The sequence below is a fragment of the Pseudarthrobacter sp. NPDC058119 genome (assembly GCF_042884655.1).
Taxonomy (GTDB): domain Bacteria; phylum Actinomycetota; class Actinomycetes; order Actinomycetales; family Micrococcaceae; genus Arthrobacter.
In genome coordinates, this window is sequence record NZ_JBHVTN010000002.1 from 364,933 (window position 1) to 382,769 (window position 17,837).

The window sequence follows — 17,837 nt, forward strand, 5'->3', positions numbered from 1 at the left end:
CCAAAGGGCTTGATCTGTGGCGGCTTCCGGCCACGGTCAGTAAGCGGCTGAACCCTGTTCACCCTTGACGATGGCAATTCCGGAGCTGGCACCAATTCGTGTTGCACCTGCTGCAATCATAGCCTGAGCATCCGCCAGGGACCGTACGCCGCCGGAGGCCTTGACCCCCACCTCCGGGCCCACGGTCCTGCGCATCAGGGCCACATCCTCAACGGTGGCACCGCCGCCGTTGAAGCCCGTGGAGGTCTTCACGAAGTCGGCACCGGCCTCCACGGCCGCCTGGCAGGCCAGGACTTTCTGCTCATCCGTCAGCAGGGCAGTTTCGATGATGACTTTCAGGATGGCGCCGCCCGCGTGGACCGTCTCGGCCACCGCGGCGATGTCCTCGGCGAGGGCTCCCTTGTCACCGGCCCGTGCGGCAGCAATGTTGATCACCATGTCCACCTCGGCAGCACCGTCCAGGACCGCGCCCCGGGCCTCGAACGACTTCACGTCCGTGGGGGTCGCCCCCAGGGGGAAGCCCACCACAGAGCAGGTGAGGACCCCTGAGCCCCGAAGTGCCGTGGCGACCGTCTTGACCCAGACCGGGTTGACGCAAACCGACTTGAAGCCGTATTCGGCCGCTTCCGCGCAGACCTTCAGCACCTCGGCTTCCGAAGCTTCGGGCTTGAGCAGCGTGTGGTCGATGTAGGAGGCGATGTCCGTTGACCGGCCGGGATCGGCGGTGCCTGCGTGAACGGTGGCTTCGTTGCTCATGATGGTCCTCTCGGAGGGCCTTGTGGGCCCGGCGTTGACTCGGTTTCGGGAACCATCTTGTCACAGCGGGCCCCGCCGCAGCAGGCCCCACGCAGGAGGCCTGCAGACGGGCGCGGCCGCTCAGGCCGCCTGCAGGACCGGGGCCTCCGCCGCGGCACTCAACAACTGGGTGGCGCAGGCGCCTGCCGCCGAAGCCGCCGCCACCAGCAGCCCCAGCCGCACGCCGTCGAACGCTGCCGCATCCCCGATCGCCCAGATCCCCTGGACGGAGGTGCGGTAGTCCCGGCTGATCACGATGCCGCCCCCGGGTGCCGTCTGCAGCCCCGCGCTGGCGGCCAGGCCGTCGCGGGACACCCGCTCCTCCGCCATCACCACAAGGTCGCCGGTCATGCTGCTGCCATCCTCGAAGACGACGGCGGACGCGGCCTGCCGGGCGGATGCGCCGGACACGACGGCGGGGATGATGGCGGCGGGCCGGGCGGTGGTGCGGATGGGCCGCACGCCTTTGGCCCGCAGCACGGCTTCGGCCTGCCCGGCTGCCGCGCCGGTGCCCACCAGGATCCCCACCGGGCGCCGCCCCAGCTCACGGGCCACCTTTTGCACGCCCTTCGCGACCCGCGGTGCGTCGTCGATGGTGGCGTAGCTCAGGCACTGCGCGGCACCGTCCACCGGGCTCGCCACGGGGGCCGATCCGGTGGCGATGACCAGCTGGTCGTAGGCGAACTCCATGCCGTCCGCTGTCGCCACCGTGCGGTTGGCCGGGTCGATGTGGCTGGCAGGCTGGCCAAACCGCACCGAGACCTGGGGCAGCATGGCAAGCTCCAGCAGCTCGTCCGGGGTGTCGTCGCGGTTGCTCAGCACGGTGACGGTCCCGGTGAACCGGGCGCGGTCCAGCTGCGCCACGAGGGCCTGCGCGGCGGGCCCTGCGCCGGCAATGACAATGCGGGTTGCGGTGGAGGTGGACGGTGAGGATGCCGGAGCGGACATGTGCTGGCCCTTTCGCTGGCGGCCGGTGAGCGGCCGGAAGTTCGTGATGGAACACAGCGTAGGCCCGCGTCTTTTCCGGGGTGTTTCCCCGCAGTTGCTGTTCAGCGGGCCCTTGTTCGCCAGTATTTACCGGCCGGTAACAGAACCCGTGACGCACCTCTCATTCATCAGCCCGCCGACACAAAAGCCCGGGCCCAGGGCACTTAGACGCGGATGCGGTACCCGCGCTTCACCACTGTTTCAATCAGCTTGCCGTCCGGCAGCGAGGACCGCAGCCGGCTCACGGTCATGTCCAGCGCGTGCACCGAGCCGCGCAGTTCCAGCAGGTCGGAGAGCGATTCACGGGACAGGACCGCACCGCCGGCGCCCAGCAGTGCACGCAGGAGCAGCAGGGGAGCGGGAGCCAGTTCCACCTGCTGGCCGTCGATCCGCAGGCTGCGGCCCCGCAGCTCGATGCTGCCCGAGCGGGTATCCAGCCGGCGGACGTGGTTCAGCGCCAGGTGCTCGCACACCAGCCGGATCAGCGCACCCATCCGGAACCGCTCCGGGATCAGCGGCGTGATCCCCGCGTCCAGGAGGGGCTGGGCCGTGACGGGACCCACCACGGCCGTGGTGACATTCAGCTTCAGGCTCTCCACCAGCTGCTTGTAGAGCCCCATCTCATGGGCCGTGCTCCACATGGCGTCCACCGCGGGTGCGCTAGTGAACGTCAGGACGTCCAGGTTCCCGGTGCAGGCGGCGTCGATCAGCCGCGGAAGCCGGTCCTCGCCGTCGGGCTTGACCCAGCGGTAGGGCGTGACGGTCAGGACGGTGGCGCCGGACATCCGCAGGCGTTCAATCTGGCGGACGTCGGTGTAGCCGTGCAGCTGCATGGCCACGGTTTTGCCACGGACGCCCTCGGTGAGCAGCATGTCCACCAGGGTGGAGGTGGTTTCGTCGCTGCTGATCCCGACGTCGGCAAGGCCTGCCGCGCGCACCGCACCACGGGCCTTTGGTCCCCGGACGAACATCCGGCAGCTGCCCAACGTTTCCAGCAGCTCGTCGCCGATGCCAAAGGAATCCGCGGCTTCGCACCACCGGCGCATTCCGTACGCGGTGGTGGCGATGCAGAGATCGGGCCTGGCGGCGATGATGGCCCGGGTGTCCTCTATGAGGCGCATGTCCTCCTGGACCGGGGCGATCTTCAGCGCGGGGGCGTGGAGTACTTCGGCGCCGCGCCGTTCCAGGGCTTCGATCAGGTCGCGGGAGCGCCGGTCCGAGGTGACGCCGATTCGGAATCCCTCCAGCGGCGACTCCGCGGCGTCGGGAGCTTCTTCAGCCTGCGTGGGTTCGGGCCGCGTGTGGTCAACCGGTGCAAGTGCAGTCATGGGGGTCAATCCTTTCACGATCCCAGCAGCGAGGCCGCCAGCCGGTCCAGGTCGGCTGCGGCACCGGCGTGCTGCTGGTTGGCCTCCGCCACCCGCACCACGTCGCCGATGACCAGCACGGCCGGGTTGCTGCAGCCGGCCGCGGCCGAGGCGATGGTGCCCAGGTCCGCGATGGTGGTGCGCTGGCCCGGCCGGTACCCGCGTTCCACCACTGCCATGGGCATGTCCTGGCGCATCCCGGCGCGGCGCAGCCCTGCCGCAAGCTGGTGGAGGGTGCCGATGCCCATCAGGACCACGATGGTGCCGCCCAGCCCGGTAAGGTGGTGGTGCTCCTCTTCGGTCAGCGGTGCGTGTCCGGACACCACGGTGAACATGTGGCTGACTTCCCGGTGGGTCACCGGGATCCCTGCCGCTGCCGGGACGGAGATGGCGCTGGTTACGCCCGACACCACCCGGACCTTGACGCCGGCGGCCACGCACGCGGCGACTTCCTCCCCGCCACGGCCGAACACGTAGGGGTCACCGCCCTTGAGTCGGACCACATTGTTTCCGGCCAGCGCGCTTTCCACCATCAGCTTTTCGATATCCGATTGGCTGACCTTGTGGTGCCCGGGCTTCTTTCCCACATCCACGAGCTCCGCGGACGTCAGCAGCGGCAGCTCCTGGTACGGGGCCAGCCGGTCATAGAACACCACATCTGCATCCCGCAGCGCCTTGACGGCAGCCACGGTGAGCAGGTCGCCGGTGCCCGGGCCGCCGCCCACCAGCGTGACGTGTCCGGCCGGGCCGGCCGCGGGCTCGGCAGCGACCGGGATTCCTGCTTCCCGGCAGCGGTCCAGGACTGCGGCCCAGCCGGGCTGCCCGTCCTCGACGGCGGCCACCAGGAACAGGTGCTCCGGCAGCGGCGTGCCCTGGGCGTCGTGCGGGCTGGTGAGGCGGTGGACGACGGCGCCCGCGGCCTGGTAGCGGCGGACCGCTTGCCGCGCGGCAGCAGGGGCGCCGGTGACCAGGATGTCCCGGCCGGTGAGGTCGATGGTGAGCTGCATGGCTATGCCTCGTTTCCGGTGGTGTCCGTGGTGGCGGCCCGGACCGGGATGGAGGCCCCGATCAGGACTTTTCCTTTTTCCTCCGGGGTGGCGGGCCGCATCTGGCCGCGCTCGTCCGGGACGAAGGTGATGGAGTCGTCCTTCTGGTCGGGTGCGTTGACGAAGGAGCGGAACCGGCGCAGCCGCTCCGGGTCCTTCAGGGTGTCGGCCCACTCGTCGACGTAGGTGTCCACGTGCTTGGCCATGGCGGCCTCGAGGTCGGCGGCGATGCCCAGGGTGTCCTTGACCACCACGTCCTCAACGTGCTTGATGCCGCCGTCGAGCTCTTCCTGCCAGCGGGCCGTGCGCTGCAGCCGGTCGGCGGTGCGGATGTAGTACATGAAGTAGCGGTCGATGTACCTGATCAGGGTTTCGTCGTCCAGGTCCTTGGCGAGCAGCTGGGCGTGCGCCGGGGTGGCGCCGCCGTTGCCGCCGACATAGAGGTTCCAGCCGTCGGCCGTCGCGATCACGCCCACGTCCTTGCCGCGGGCCTCGGCGCATTCCCGGGCGCAGCCGGAGACACCCATCTTCAGCTTGTGCGGGCTGCGGAGGCCGCGGTAGCGCAGCTCCAGCTGGATGGCCATGGCCACCGAATCCTGGACGCCGAACCGGCACCAGGTGGACCCGACGCAGGACTTGACCGTGCGCAGGCTCTTGCCGTACGCCTGCCCGGATTCGAAGCCGGCGTCCACCAGTTCCTTCCAGATCTCGGGCAGCTGCTCCAGGCGGGCGCCGAACATGTCGATCCGCTGGCCGCCGGTGATCTTGGTGTACAGGTTGTACTTCTCGGCCACCGCGGCGATCACGCCCAGTTTCTTAGGGGTGATCTCGCCGCCGGCGATGCGGGGGACCACCGAGTAGGTGCCGTCCTTCTGCATGTTCGCCAGGGCGCGGTCGTTGGTGTCCTGCAGGGTGCCGCGGCCGGCGTCCAGGACGTAGGCGCTGTTCTGGCTGGCCAGGATATTGGCGATGGTGGGTTTGCAGATGTCGCAGCCGGCGCCGGTGCCGTACTTGGCCATGATCTCCTCGAAGGAGGTCAGTCCCAGGACCCGGATGGCGTCGAACAGTTCCTGGCGGGACAGTTCAATGTGCTCGCACAGGGCCTTGGAGACCTCGACGCCGGACTTGGTCAGTTCGGTTTCCAGCAGCTTCTTCAGCATGGGCACGCAGGAGCCGCATTGCGTGCCGGCGCGGGTGCAGCCCTTCAGCTCGCCGAGTTCCTGGACGGGGGCATTGCCCTCGCAGGCGCCGCAGCCGTTGATGGCGTCGCGGATGCTGCCGGCGGTGACGTTGTTGCAGGAGCACAGGGTGGCGTCGTCCGGAAGTTCGGTTTCTGGAGCCTCCCCGCCGCCCGCCGCGGAGAGGAAGGCGCCGGGCTCGGCGGGAAGTTCGCGGCCCAGGAGCGGGCGCAGGCTCATGTACGGGGAGGCGTCGCCCACGAAGATGCCGCCCAGGAGGGTCTTGGCGTCATCGGTGGTGACGATCTTCTGGTAGACGCCGCGGGCCGGGTCCGCGTAGACGATCTCCAGGGCGTGTTCGGTTTTGGCGAAGGCGTCACCGAAACTGGCCACATCGACACCGGAGAGCTTCAGCTTGGTGGCGGTGTCGAAACCCGGGAAAGTGGCGTCGCCGCCGTGCAGCCGGTCGGCCACGATCTCGGCCATGGTGTTGGCGGGGGCCACCAGGCCCAGGCACATGCCGCCGAAGTTCGCCACTTCGCCGATGGCCCAGATGCCCGGTACTTCGGTGGCGCAGTAATCGTTGATGACCACCCCGCCGCGGGGTCCCAGGCTGAACACCTGTTCCTCACCCTCGGCGGCGCGGAAGAGTTCGTCGCGGGGTTTGACGCCGACCGCCACGATGACCAGGTCAGCGGGGATGATGCGGTCGTCCGCCATGAGCACCCCGGTGACCTGGCCGTCGTCGTCCGTCATGATTTCGGACGGGAACACGCCGCCGTGGACTTCGAAGCCCTTCGCCTCGATGAGCCGGCCCAGGGCCTGCCCCGCGCCCTCGTCCAGCTGGGTGTTCATCAGCCACGGCGCGCCGTTGATGACGACGGGGGTGGCGCCGAGCTGCTCGGTCCCGGCAGCTGACTCAAGCCCCAGGAGGCCGCCGCCGATGGTCACCGCGTTGATCTTGCGGCCGAGCCTTTCGGTGAGCTCGGCAATGGCCTTGTTGATGGCCCACACATCCTCAAGCGTCCGGTACACGTGGGCGTGCTCACCGCCGGGGATAGGCAGGCGCACGGCATCCGAGCCCGTGGCCACCACCAGCTGGTCATACTCGTAGCTGTGGCCGGCGGCGGTTTCCACGCTCTTTGCTTCCGGGTTGATCTTCACCACGCGCTCGCCGGTCTTCAGGGCCAGTGACCCGTGGTCCCACATGGAGGCGGCGCCCAGGGTGAGGTCCACGTCGGCGTCGGTAAGGGCCTTGGACAGTGCCACCCGATCGTAGGGGAGGTGCGCCTCCTCGGTGAGGACCGTGACATGCCAGCCGTCGAGGCCACGGGCATGCATGGCGTCCGCAAAACGGTGGGCCGCGGGGCCGCCGCCGGCGACGACGATGCGGCGCGGTGTCTCTGTGCTTGAAGTCTGTTCGGTCACTGTGGGCCTTTCGCATGGGCCGCAGACGGTGCTCTGCAGCTTGTGCCTCCAGCCTAGGAAGGGGCAGTTTCGCCTCAGTTTCCCAATTGTTTCGTCAACTTAACTTCTGCATCACGAACGCATTTCCGCCCGCGTTAGGTCTCTTTTACGCGCCGGACACATTCACCGCACCCCTTGGAAACACCCGGACCCTAGCGTGGGACACGGCCGCAAAAGCTGCCAACGCAAGGGACAACAGGCACAGGGAAAGGAGCCGGACATGACGGCAACACTTGAACTTGGGGCGCTCGCCGCCGAATCAGACACCGCCGGGTTCAGGACCGGCTGGCACCGTGTCTGCATGGTGGATGACCTCGAACCCGCATGGGGTGAGGCAGCCCTGGTGGCAGGCCGCCAGGTGGCGCTCTTCCGCACCGGCCCCAGCGAAGTCTTCGCCGTCGCACACCAGGACCCGGCCACGGGAGCCCACGTCATGGCCCGCGGCATCCTCGGCTCCAAGGGGGCCCGCCGCACCATCTCCTCACCGCTGCACAAGGAGGTCTACGACCTCGAAACCGGCGAGTGCTTTACCTCTCCGGCCCTGCGACTGGCAACGTACGGGACGCGCATCATGGACGGCTTTGTCGAGGTGGAGCTCTAGGATTTTCCGCATACAGGAAGGGGCGCGCCGAAGCGGCGCGCCCCTTCCCGGTTAAAGTCCCAGCGCTTCACTGACGTCGTGCAGGACCTCGTCCAGCGAGGCGCGGGCAGCCTGGCGTGCCGCCGGCAGTTCGGCGGCGGAACCCACCTGGTGGATGACTTCCAGGTAGCACTTGAGCTTGGGTTCGGTGCCGCTGGGCCGGATGATCACGCGGGTCAGGTTCCGGGTGATGTAGAGCAGGCCTTCGGTGGGCGGCAGCTGCGCGCTGCCTTCGGCCAGGTCCGTGAAGACCTCCACCGCCGACTGCCCGAAGGACTCCGGTGGGGAAACCCGCAGGCGGTTCATCATGGCGTCCAGGAGTCCCAGGTCCGCGACCCTGATGCTCAGCTGGTCGCTGGCGTGCAGGCCGTGCTGGAGGTACAGCTCGTCCAGGGTGTCGAAGACCGTCTTGCCCGCGGCTTTGGCGGTGGCAGCGAGTTCGGCAATCAGGACTGCTGCGGAGATGCCGTCCTTGTCCTTCACCTGCTCCGGCGCAACGCAGTAGCCCAGCGCCTCCTCATACCCGTAGACCAGCCCGGGCACCCGGGAAATCCACTTGAAGCCGGTGAGTGTTTCCTGGTGGGCAAAGCCGGCCGCGGCGGCGATCCGTGCCAGCAGGCGCGAGGAAACAATCGAATTGGCGAACACGCCGCGTCCGCCAGCCTCCACTGCGGCATCACCGTCCGCGAGGCGGGCCACCATGTGGGCGCCCAGCAGGGACCCCACTTCGTCACCGCGGAGCATGCGCCACGCCCCAGTATCGGGGTCTTTCGCCGCCACGGCGGCCCGGTCCGCGTCAGGGTCGTTGGCGATGACGAGGTCCGCGTCCAGCCGTTCCGCGGCTTCCAGGGCAAGGTCCAGCGCGCCGGGTTCCTCGGGGTTGGGGAAGCTGACAGTGGGGAAATCCGGGTCCGGGTCGGCCTGCTCGGCCACCACGGTGACGTCCGTGAAACCTGCCGCCTTCAGCACGTCCTGCGCCGTTCCGCCGCCCACGCCGTGCAGCGGGGTCAGGACAATCCGGAGGTCCCGTGCCGGAAAGCGCTCCGGCATGGCGAGTGCCGCCGTCGACCGCTGGTAATCAGCGGCCAGCGAGCCGCCCAGGATGGTCCAGCCATCCGCTGCCAGCGCGATGGACTCCAAGGGCCCCGCGGCGCTGATGCGCGCGGCGATTTCGGCGTCGTACGGCGGCACGATCTGGGCGCCGGCGCCATCTGCCGGCACGGCGTGCCGCCCCAGGTACACCTTGTACCCGTTGTCCTGTGGCGGGTTGTGGCTGGCGGTGACCATGACGCCGCCGTCGCAGTCCAGGGCGCGGACGGCGTAGGCCAGCAGGGGAGTGGGAAGGGCTCCCGGCAGGACGAACGTCTCGATGCCGGCCGCGGTGAAGATCGCAGCGGTTTCCGCCGCGAAGATGTCCGAGTTGTGGCGGGCGTCATAGCCGACGACGGCGCGGGGCCGGGTGCCGGCGGCAGCCTTGGCCACGGCGTCCACCAGGAAGGCCGCAAGTCCGGCGGCAGCGCGGCGCACCACCACGCGGTTCATTCGGTTCGGCCCGGGCCCAAGCGCCGCCCGCAGTCCTGCGGTGCCGAACTGCAGTGGGCCGCGGAAACTGTCCTCCAGTTCCTGCCGGGCTGCCGGATCGCCATCCTCCGCCAGGCGGACCAGCTCAAGGAGCGACGCCTTCGTTGCGGGATCCGGGTCCTGGGCAGCCCATTCGCGGGCTTCGGTGAGCAGGCGAAGTTCGGCATCGGAAGACGTCATGGGCATAACGCTATCGTCATTGCCCGCCCGCGTGGCGCACCCCGGGCGCCTGACCCGCTAGAGCCGGGCGATGATGCCGGCCAGCAGCCTGGAAATGCGCGGCCCCGCTGCCTGGCCGGATTCGATGACTTCCTGGTGGCTGAGCGGCTGGGGGCTGATGCCTGCGGCAAGGTTGGTGACCAGCGAAATGCCGAACACCTCCATGCCGGCGTGCCGCCCGGCAATGGCCTCGAGCGCCGTCGACATTCCGATGAGGTCCGCTCCGATCCGCTTGGCGTACTGTACCTCGGCAGGGGTTTCGTAGTGGGGGCCGGGGAACTGTGCGTACACGCCCTCGTCCAGGGTGGGGTCCACTTCCCGGGCCAGCCCGCGGATCCTGGGCGAATACAGGTCTGTCAGGTCCACGAAGGTGGCACCTTCCAGCGGGGAGGCGGCGGTGAGGTTGATGTGGTCGCGGATCAGGACCGGGGTGCCCGGAACCCAGTCCTCGTTGAGGCCGCCGCAGCCGTTGGTCAGGACCAGGGTGCTGCACCCGGCGGCCGCCGCAGTGCGGATGCCATGCACCACGGCGCGGACGCCCTTGCCCTCGTAGTAGTGGGTCCGGGCGCCCAGGACCAGGGCGCGCTTCCCTTCCTTGGTCAGGATGGACCGGATGGTGCCAACGTGGCCTTCCACGGCAGGGGCGTGGAAGCCGGGAACCTCCTCGGCAGTCAGGGTGGCGGTGGTCTCGCCAATCAGGTCGGCGGCTTCGCCCCACCCGGAGCCAAGGACCAGCGCGGTGTCGTGGCGGTCCACGCCCGTTTCTTCCGCGATGTAGTCCGCGGCGGCGCGGGCGGCGGCGAACGGGTCGGTGTTCAGGAAGTCTGTTGTACTCACCAGTACAAGTTATCCTGCCGCCCCTGTTGCCCTGGTCACGGCAGGCCCGGAAAGCAGCCTGATTTCTTGGTGGTCGGGCCGCCAATGGGAGAGAATGGATGACTGTGACTACGCATCCAGATTTCAGTTCCCCCCGGATCGCAATCCTGGGAGGTGGTCCCGGCGGATACGAAGCTGCCATGGTGGCTGCCTCACTGGGGGCAACGGTCACCGTGATCGAGCGTGCCGGGCTCGGCGGCTCCGCGGTGCTGACCGACGTAGTCCCCTCCAAGACCCTCATTGCCACGGCTGACCTGATGACCCGCGTGGCGGAGGCCGGCGAGCTGGGAGTGAAGTTCGACGTCGACGGCGGCGACTTCGTCCCTGTGATGCACGCCGACCTCAAGCACATCAACCACCGCCTCCTCAACCTGGCCCGCAACCAGTCCCGGGACATCCGCGACGGCCTGGAGAAACAGGGCGTACGGATCATCGAAGGCTCCGGACGGCTCCTGGACACCCACCGGATCGAGGTCCTGACCGCGGACGGATCCGAGACCGTTGAGGCCGACACCATCCTGCTGGCGGTCGGCGCGCACCCCCGCGAGCTGGAAACGGCACGCCCGGACGGTGAGCGGATCCTGAACTGGACCCAGATCTACAACCTTGACGAGCTGCCCGAGGAGCTCATCGTTGTGGGCTCCGGCGTCACCGGCGCCGAATTCGCGTCCGCCTACAACGGCCTGGGCTCCAAGGTCACCCTGGTCTCCAGCCGCGACCGCGTGCTGCCGGGCTCGGACGTCGACGCCGCCGTGGTCCTGGAGGAAGTCTTTGAACGCCGCGGGGTCCGGGTCCTGTCCCGCTCCCGCGCCCAGAGCGTGGAACGCACTGACGACGGCGTGGTGGTCACCCTTTCCGACGGCACCCAGGTGACCGGCAGCCACTGCCTCCTGTGCCTCGGTTCCATCCCCAACACCGCAGGCATCGGCCTGGAGGAAGCCGGCGTTGCCGTCAGCGACAGCGGCCACATCAAGGTCGACGGCGTCTCCCGCACCACGGCCCCGAACATCTACGCCGCCGGCGATGCCACCGGCGTCCTGCCGCTCGCCTCCGTCGCTGCCATGCAGGGCCGCATCGCTGTGGCGCACTTCATGGGCGACGGCGTGACCCCCCTCAAGCTCCACCAGGTGGCGTCCAACATCTTTACCTCGCCCGAAATCGCGAACGTGGGCGTCTCCGAGGCCGAGATCGAGTCCGGCAAGTACCAGGCCGACATCATCAAGCTCTCCCTGCGCAGCAACGCCCGCGCCAAGATGCGCAACGCCAAGGACGGGTTCGTGAAGATCTTCGCGCGGAAGGGTTCGGGCACCGTGATCGGCGGCGTGGTGGTGGGCCCCAACGCTTCGGAGCTGATCTTCCCCATTTCCATCGCCGTCAAGCAGAAGCTTCACGTCGACGACGTCGCGAGCACCTTCACGGTGTACCCGTCGCTCACCGGATCCATTTCCGAGGCCGCGCGCCGCCTGCACGTCCACATGTAAGGGCCCGCACAGGAACGGCCGGGAATTTCTATGAAAGTCCGGGCCGTTCCTGTACGGGTGGAAAGCGGTTTAGAACGGGTACGGGGCGATGTCCGGGCGCATCGTGAGCCACTGGATCTCCGTGAACGACTCCATGTTGGCGTGATGTCCGCCGATCCGCGAGCCGTTGCCTGAGTTCTTCGTGCCGCCGAAGGGGGAGTTCGCCTCGTCCGAGACCGTCTGTTCGTTGATGTGGACCTTCCCGGAATCAAGCCGGTCGGCGATGGTCATCGCCAGTCCGACGTCGCCCAGGATCCCGATCGAGAGACCATACTCGTTGTCGTTGGCCAGCGCCACGGCCTCATCCACGGTGGAGAACTTCATGACCGGGGCCACCGGGCCGAAGATTTCGTCCTTCCAGGCAGGACTGTCGGTGTCCAGGTCCACCAGTACGGCGGGCTGGTAAAACCGGCCGTCGTGGCTTCCCCCGGCGGCCAGCCGGGCGCCGGCCTGGACCGCGTCCTGGACGATCCCGTCCACCCGCTGCAGTTGGCGCTCATCAATTACTGGACCCAGCGCCACGGTGCCGCTCTTCGGATCTCCCACAGGCAGGTGGGCGGCCTTCTCCGACAGCGCGGCGACGTAGTCGTCGTAGATGTCCTCGTGCACTATGTGGCGTCCGGCAGCCATGCAGATCTGGCCCTGGTGCATGAACGAGCCGAACGCCGCTGCGGAGGCCGCCTTGGCCAGGTCGGCGCCCGGGAGCACGATGAGCGCGTTGTTGCCGCCGAGTTCAAGGTGGGCGCGCTTGAGCAGCCGTCCGGCCGTCTCGCCGATCTTCCGGCCGGCCGCCGTCGAGCCCGTAAAAGCGATCACGCGGACCTCGGGGGCTTCGACCACGGCGGCTCCGATGTCCGCGCCGCCGGGCAGCAGGGAAAGCAGGCCTTGCGGAAGTCCGGCCTCCTCGAAGATCCGCATCACTGTCACGCCGCCGCACACCGCGGTCCGCGGGTCCGGCTTGAGCAGCACGGCGTTGCCAAGCGCCAGGGCAGGGGCCACGGCCCGGATGGAAAGGATCAGCGGAAAGTTGAACGGTGCTATGACGGAGACGACGCCCACCGGTCGGCGCCGGGCGAAGGACCAACGGTTCTCGTTGGACGTGAGGACGTCACCGGCAGGGAGCGAGGGCAGCGCCGAGGCGTCGTAGCATTCGTTGGCGGCGATATGTGTTTCCAGCGCTGCCTTGGGCGGAATCCCGCCTGATTCGCGGACAATCCAGTCCTGGACCTCGGCGGCATACTCCTCCCAGAGCTGCCCGGCGCGGCGCAGCACCGCAGCCCGGTCCTCGGGGTTGCGGCCAGCCCATTCCTTCTGTGCCTTTGCGGCGGCGGTTGCCGCTTCGCGGACGTCCGCCACGGACGCGATGCCGTAACTGCCCAGCTTCCCACCGGTAGCCGGTTCCATGCTGGTCCCGGTACCACCGCCTCCCGCCCGCCAGCCGTTGAGGTAGATCTTGCCTTCCCAGAGGGCGGAGTCGAGCAGGGACATGGGAGGTCCTTTCGTAGATCCGGGCGTCAGCCGTCCGGCCCCGAAGATGGGCGCGCGGGTCAGTCCCGTCCATCACATGCCGTGCGGACGCCGCCGTCAAGGGCCTGGACGGAAAATAGGGGCAGCGGTATCCGTGGGAATCTTAGGCCAAGGCCGGGAGCGTATTCCGGGATGCCGGGTCCCGCCGGGCCAGCCGCGCGGCCACCAGGTAGGCAATGCCGACGATCAGCGGAACCACGGTGGCGGCGGCAAGCGAGGCTAAAGGCCCTGACCGGCCAAGAACGGTGGTCAGCAGCGGCAGCGTGCCAATGGCCAGCAGCAGCCAGCCGGCCCGCCCTGACCGTTTCAAACCCAGGACAGCGGCCGGGAAGGCCAGGGCGACAACGCCGATGGCCACCACAGGCCCGTTCGAATCCTGGACGCTGCGGGCCGCCGCGGGATCGAGGTCAAACCACACGCAGACCGCGACGAGCACCACGGCCAGCGCCATCAGCAGGGGAGAGGCCGCGGCCGGCCGGAACCCGGCGAGGGCCGCAAGGAGCACCATCGGCACAAACCAGGACAGGGTCACCACCAGGCCGGCCGTGCCGCCGGGCTGGTCCATGGCGTAGCCGCCGATGAAAGCCACAGCGGCCACGGTGAAGACCGTCATGAGCACCGCGCCCAGTTTCACCAGAGCACGGGCCCGGCGCTGCGGATCCTTCTCCCGGACAAGGAGCACCCCGGCCACGGCGGCAGCCACCACGGCTGCGAGCGCCAGAACGATGGGCAAGGACATCGGTGCCTCCTGGGGCCGGTGGAATCCCGTGACCATTCAAGCCCTGTGGAGTCCCCGTACCAAGGGGCCAAAGCCCCGCAGTTGCTATGCCGCGGCCGCCGGATTCCCTGGCCGGGCTTGCGAGGTTAGGGCAAGGCTGGGGAGAAGTGCCGTTCGATGAGCCCCTTGATGTCCTCGTGGCAGCCACCGCACCCGGTTCCGGCGCGGGTGGCTTTGGAAACCTCGGCCACCGTGGAGCAGCCGTCAGAGGCCGCCGCCGTGATGGCCGCCCCGCTGACCCCCGCACACCGGCATACGGTGCCCGCGGGGTCGGCAGCTCCGCCCCCGGGCACCTGGTCCGGTCCATCCAGGCGCAGGAGCAGCGACCGGTCGGCGGGCAGCTCGGCACCCCGCTCAAACAGCCCCACCAGTTCGGCCGCGGTCCGGGGCATGCCCACCGCCACCAGGCCTTCCAGCACACCGCCCCGGGTGGTCATCTTGACGTACCGGCCGTGCTCGGGATCGGCCCACTGCGACACCTGCAGGCGCGGCCTTCCGTTGACCGCTCCGGCCGTGAGGGCTTCCTCGTCCCACGGCTCGGCAGCGTTGTCCCCGGCCACGGCCATGTTCATGCCCCGGGCCTTCAGGACCACGACGCCGGGCTGTTCCGGCGGCAGCGCGGGCAGCACTTCGGCGTCCGCTTCCGCCCCCTCGGCCAACAGGGTGAGGTAGCCGGCCAGCCATTCGGCCTGCCGCCAGCCCGGGCCCACCAGCCCGGACGGCCCGGAGGCGTTCCGGCACGCGGCGCAGCCGGGATCCGGGCAGCGGACCTCGGCGCAGTCACCAATGGCGAAGATATGCGGCTCGTGGTGCGCCCGCAGCCGGTGGTCCACCAGGATCCCGGTGCCGGTGGACAGCCCGCACCCCTCGGCAAGCTCCGTCCGCGGACGGACGCCGCACGAGATGACCAGGAGGTCGCCGTCGATCGCTGACCCGTCGTCGAGCAGCAAAGCCGAGAACCCGCCGTCGTGCGCGTTGTGCTCAACGCCGGTGGACCGGGCGTTGCCGGCCACGCGGACGCCGCAGCGGCGCAGCCCGGCAGCCAGGACGGCTCCGCCGCCGCGGTCGATGCTGCGGCCCAGCGGGTGCGGGCCGTTATGGACCACGGTGACCGTGGCGCCTTCCTCCGCGGCCGCCAGCGCCGTCTCCAGGCCGAGGACGCCGCCGCCCAGGACCACCACGCGCTGGCCGCCGTCCACCGCCTGCCGCAGCACCTCCGCGTCGCGCAGGTCCCGAAGTGCCGTGACGCCGGCAGGCAGCACGGGGGAGGCCGGGTCCGGGTTGATGCCGGTGAGGTTGGGGATCACCGGCCGGGATCCGGTGGCAAACACCAGCCGGTCGTAGTGCACTGACCCGCCGTCGGACAGCGCCACCTGCTGCCGCGCCCGGTCCACGCGCTTGACCCGCACACCCAGCCGGACGTCCACGCCCTCCGCAACCAGTTCGGCGCTGTCGGCGAGCGCCAGGGCGTCGGCGGTGGTCCGGCCCACGCCCAGATCGGCCACCAGGACACGGTTGTAGGCGGCCTCGGCTTCCTGGCCCACTACCGTGAGCCTGGCGTGTCCGCTGCGAACGGCTGGCAGGAGCTCGTCCACCAGCCGGGCGGCCACGGGACCGAATCCCACAATGACAATCTGCTCGCTCATGAGGCCTCCGTCGTTTGCAGCATGCGGGCGGATTCGGGTGCGGCCACGGGCCGGACCCATACGGTGTTGAACTTGAACTCGGGCATCCCGGAGACCGGATCAGTCGCCGCTTCCGTCAACCGGTTGGCGCTCCCAGCCCCGGGAAAGTGGAAGGGCAGGAAGACCGTCTCGGGGCGGATGGCCGTGCTGAGTTCCGCCCGGCACACCACCTCGCCGCGCCCGTTGGACACCGACACCAGCGTTCCGGCACCGATGCCCATGGCTTCGGCCGCCCCGGGGTGGAGCTGCATCCTGGCCTCGGGCTGCGCGGCGGCCAGCTCGGGAACACGGCGGGTCTGGGCCCCTGACTGGTAGTGCTCCAGGAGGCGGCCGGTGATGAGGGTCATGGCTGTGCCGGCGGGTTCTGTTGCGTGCCCGCCGGCTTCTGCTGCGGGAGTACGACGGCGGCGCGGCGCCACCGGGACCATGACGGCCTTTCCGTCGGGGTGAGCGAAGCCGTCCCGGAACAGCCGCGGCGTTCCGGTACTGCCCGCGGGGTAGGGCCAGTAGGCGGCCTCGCCGCGGTCCAGCATGGCGTAGTCGATGCCGGAGTAGTCGGCCAGGCCGCCCGCGGAAGCCCGGCGGAGCTCCTCGAAGACCGTTTCCGGGTCCTCGCTGTAGGTGGAGGGGGCGTCCAGGCGCTCGGCCAGGCGGGCCATGATCCAGAGTTCGCTGCGGGCGCCGGCGGGAGGGGAGATGGCACGGCGGCGGCGCAGGACGCGGCCTTCCAGGTTGGTCAGGGTGCCTTCCTCCTCGGCCCATTGGAGGACAGGGAGAATGAGGTCCGCCTCCGCAGCGGTTTCGGACAGGAAGAAGTCGCAGACCACCAGGAAGTCCAGGCTCCGCAGCCCCTTGATGACGGCGTTGGCGTCGGGTGCCGCCACCGCGATGTTGGACGCATGCACGAAAAGGCACCGGACGCCGTCGTCCTTTCCGAGCGACTTCAGCAGCTGGACGGCGGGAAGGCCCGGGCCGGGGATCAGGTCCTCCGGGACGCCCCAGACCGCGGCGAGGTGCGCGCGGGCGGCGGGGTCGGTGATCTTGCGGTAGCCGGGCAGCTGGTCGGCCTTCTGGCCGTGCTCGCGGCCGCCCTGGCCATTCCCTTGGCCGGTGAGGGTGCCGTAGCCGCTGCGGGCGGAGCCGGGCAGGCCCAGCAGGAGGCTGAGGTTGATGGCCGCCGTGGCGGTGTCCGTGCCGTCCACGTGCTGTTCCACGCCGCGGCCGGTGAGGATGTAGCTGCCGCCATTGCGGGCGCCGGCGGCAAGCATCCTGGCGGTTTCGCGGATCAGGTCCGCCGGGACGCCGGTGAGGGACTGGACGCGTTCAGGCCAGAAGGCGTTCACGCTGCGGACGACGGCGCTGAAGCCCGAGGTGCGCTCCTGGAGGTAGGCGGTGTCCACCAGGTCCTCGTGGATGACCACGTGCGAAAGGCCCAGCAGCAGGGTGAGGTCGGTGCCGGGAAGGGGCTGGAGGTGGAGTCCGGCGCCGTCGGCCGTGAAGGCCGCGGTGGCGGAGCGGCGGGGATCCACCACCACCAGCCCGCCGGCGTCGCGGGCTCCCTGCAGGTGTTGGACGAACGGCGGCATGGTCTCGGCAACGTTGGAGCCGAGCATCAGGATGGCGCTGGCGGTGTCCAAGGCCTCGAGCGGAAACGGCAGCCCGCGGTCAACGCCGAAGGCGCGCATTCCCGCTGCGGCCGCTGAGGACATGCAGAACCTGCCGTTGTAGTCGATCCGGGAGGTGCCCAGCGCCAGCCGGGCGAACTTGCCCAGCTGGTAGGCCTTTTCATTGGTAAGGCCGCCGCCGCCGAAGACGCCGACGGCGTCCGCCCCGTACCGGGCGCGGGCGTCACGCACTGCCGCGGCGGCGAGGTCCAGGGCCTGGTCCCAGCCGATGGGTCGGTGGATGCCGTCAGCCCCTTTGAGCAGGGGCTCGGTGATCCGGCCCGCATGGTTCAGGAGCGTGGTCGAGGTCCAGCCCTTGCGGCACAGGCCGCCGCGGTTGGTGGGGAAGTCCCGGCCGGCCACGTCCAGGGCCGGTGGTGCGGTGGGGGTGGCAGGAGCGGAGCCTGGCCCCGGCTGCGAAGCCGGGGCCAGGTCCGCCGGGGACGTGAGCGTCATGGCGCACTGCAGGGCGCAGTAGGGGCAGTGCGTGTCGGCGCTTTTGGTCAT

General features: G+C 69.5%; 13 protein-coding genes. 2 read left to right on the forward strand and 11 right to left on the reverse strand.

Features of this window, described 5'->3' with window-relative positions; translation table 11 throughout:
- Nucleotides 1-36: 36 nt before the first annotated feature.
- From deoC to nirB, 5 genes are all read right to left on the reverse strand, one after another.
- The gene (gene deoC, locus ACFVTD_RS06685) at nt 37-756 is read right to left on the reverse strand and encodes a deoxyribose-phosphate aldolase (protein ID WP_387559914.1); all 720 of its coding nucleotides are present in this window, start codon (nt 754-756) and stop codon (nt 37-39) included.
- Nucleotides 757-876: 120 nt separating this feature from the next.
- Complete coding sequence (locus tag ACFVTD_RS06690; RefSeq protein WP_387559916.1) at nt 877-1,743, reverse strand: FAD-dependent oxidoreductase; 867 nt, start codon at nt 1,741-1,743, stop codon at nt 877-879.
- Nucleotides 1,744-1,946: 203 nt separating this feature from the next.
- Nucleotides 1,947-3,110: a uroporphyrinogen-III synthase gene (locus ACFVTD_RS06695; RefSeq protein WP_387559919.1), complete on the reverse strand. Its 1,164-nt coding sequence runs from the start codon at nt 3,108-3,110 to the stop codon at nt 1,947-1,949.
- A gap of 14 nt (nt 3,111-3,124) precedes the next feature.
- Complete coding sequence (cobA, locus tag ACFVTD_RS06700; RefSeq protein WP_387559922.1) at nt 3,125-4,156, reverse strand: uroporphyrinogen-III C-methyltransferase; 1,032 nt, start codon at nt 4,154-4,156, stop codon at nt 3,125-3,127.
- Between the two features lie 2 nt (nt 4,157-4,158).
- Nucleotides 4,159-6,801 carry a nitrite reductase large subunit NirB gene (gene nirB, locus ACFVTD_RS06705; RefSeq protein ID WP_387559925.1) on the reverse strand — a complete coding sequence of 881 codons (2,643 nt, stop codon included), beginning with the start codon at nt 6,799-6,801 and terminating at the stop codon, nt 4,159-4,161.
- A gap of 259 nt (nt 6,802-7,060) precedes the next feature.
- Here nirB and nirD point away from each other — a divergent pair, with 259 nt between their 5' ends.
- Nucleotides 7,061-7,441 carry a nitrite reductase small subunit NirD gene (gene nirD / locus ACFVTD_RS06710; RefSeq protein ID WP_387559928.1) on the forward strand — a complete coding sequence of 127 codons (381 nt, stop codon included), beginning with the start codon at nt 7,061-7,063 and terminating at the stop codon, nt 7,439-7,441.
- 51 nt (nt 7,442-7,492) lie between these two features.
- On the opposite strand, the gene ACFVTD_RS06715 is transcribed toward nirD, so the two are convergent.
- Nucleotides 7,493-9,241 carry a phospho-sugar mutase gene (locus ACFVTD_RS06715; protein WP_387559931.1) on the reverse strand — a complete coding sequence of 583 codons (1,749 nt, stop codon included), beginning with the start codon at nt 9,239-9,241 and terminating at the stop codon, nt 7,493-7,495.
- Between the two features lie 57 nt (nt 9,242-9,298).
- Complete coding sequence (locus ACFVTD_RS06720; protein ID WP_387559934.1) at nt 9,299-10,117, reverse strand: purine-nucleoside phosphorylase; 819 nt, start codon at nt 10,115-10,117, stop codon at nt 9,299-9,301.
- A 104-nt stretch (nt 10,118-10,221) separates the two neighbouring features.
- Here ACFVTD_RS06720 and ACFVTD_RS06725 point away from each other — a divergent pair, with 104 nt between their 5' ends.
- Complete coding sequence (locus ACFVTD_RS06725; RefSeq protein WP_387559937.1) at nt 10,222-11,637, forward strand: NAD(P)H-quinone dehydrogenase; 1,416 nt, start codon at nt 10,222-10,224, stop codon at nt 11,635-11,637.
- A 69-nt stretch (nt 11,638-11,706) separates the two neighbouring features.
- Here ACFVTD_RS06725 and ACFVTD_RS06730 read toward each other — a convergent pair whose 3' ends face one another.
- From ACFVTD_RS06730 to ACFVTD_RS06745, 4 genes are all read right to left on the reverse strand, one after another.
- Nucleotides 11,707-13,164, reverse strand: a complete 1,458-nt coding sequence (locus ACFVTD_RS06730) for a benzaldehyde dehydrogenase (protein WP_387559940.1) — start codon at nt 13,162-13,164, stop codon at nt 11,707-11,709.
- A 142-nt stretch (nt 13,165-13,306) separates the two neighbouring features.
- Nucleotides 13,307-13,942, reverse strand: a complete 636-nt coding sequence (locus ACFVTD_RS06735) for a hypothetical protein (RefSeq protein ID WP_387559943.1) — start codon at nt 13,940-13,942, stop codon at nt 13,307-13,309.
- Between the two features lie 125 nt (nt 13,943-14,067).
- Entirely contained in the window at nt 14,068-15,627 is a 1,560-nt protein-coding gene (locus tag ACFVTD_RS06740) for an FAD-dependent oxidoreductase (RefSeq protein ID WP_387559946.1), read from the reverse strand.
- Nucleotides 15,624-17,837, reverse strand: coding sequence for a molybdopterin oxidoreductase family protein (locus tag ACFVTD_RS06745; RefSeq protein ID WP_387559949.1), 2,214 nt, complete (start codon nt 17,835-17,837; stop codon nt 15,624-15,626). The genes ACFVTD_RS06740 and ACFVTD_RS06745 overlap by 4 nt, the downstream gene beginning before the upstream one ends.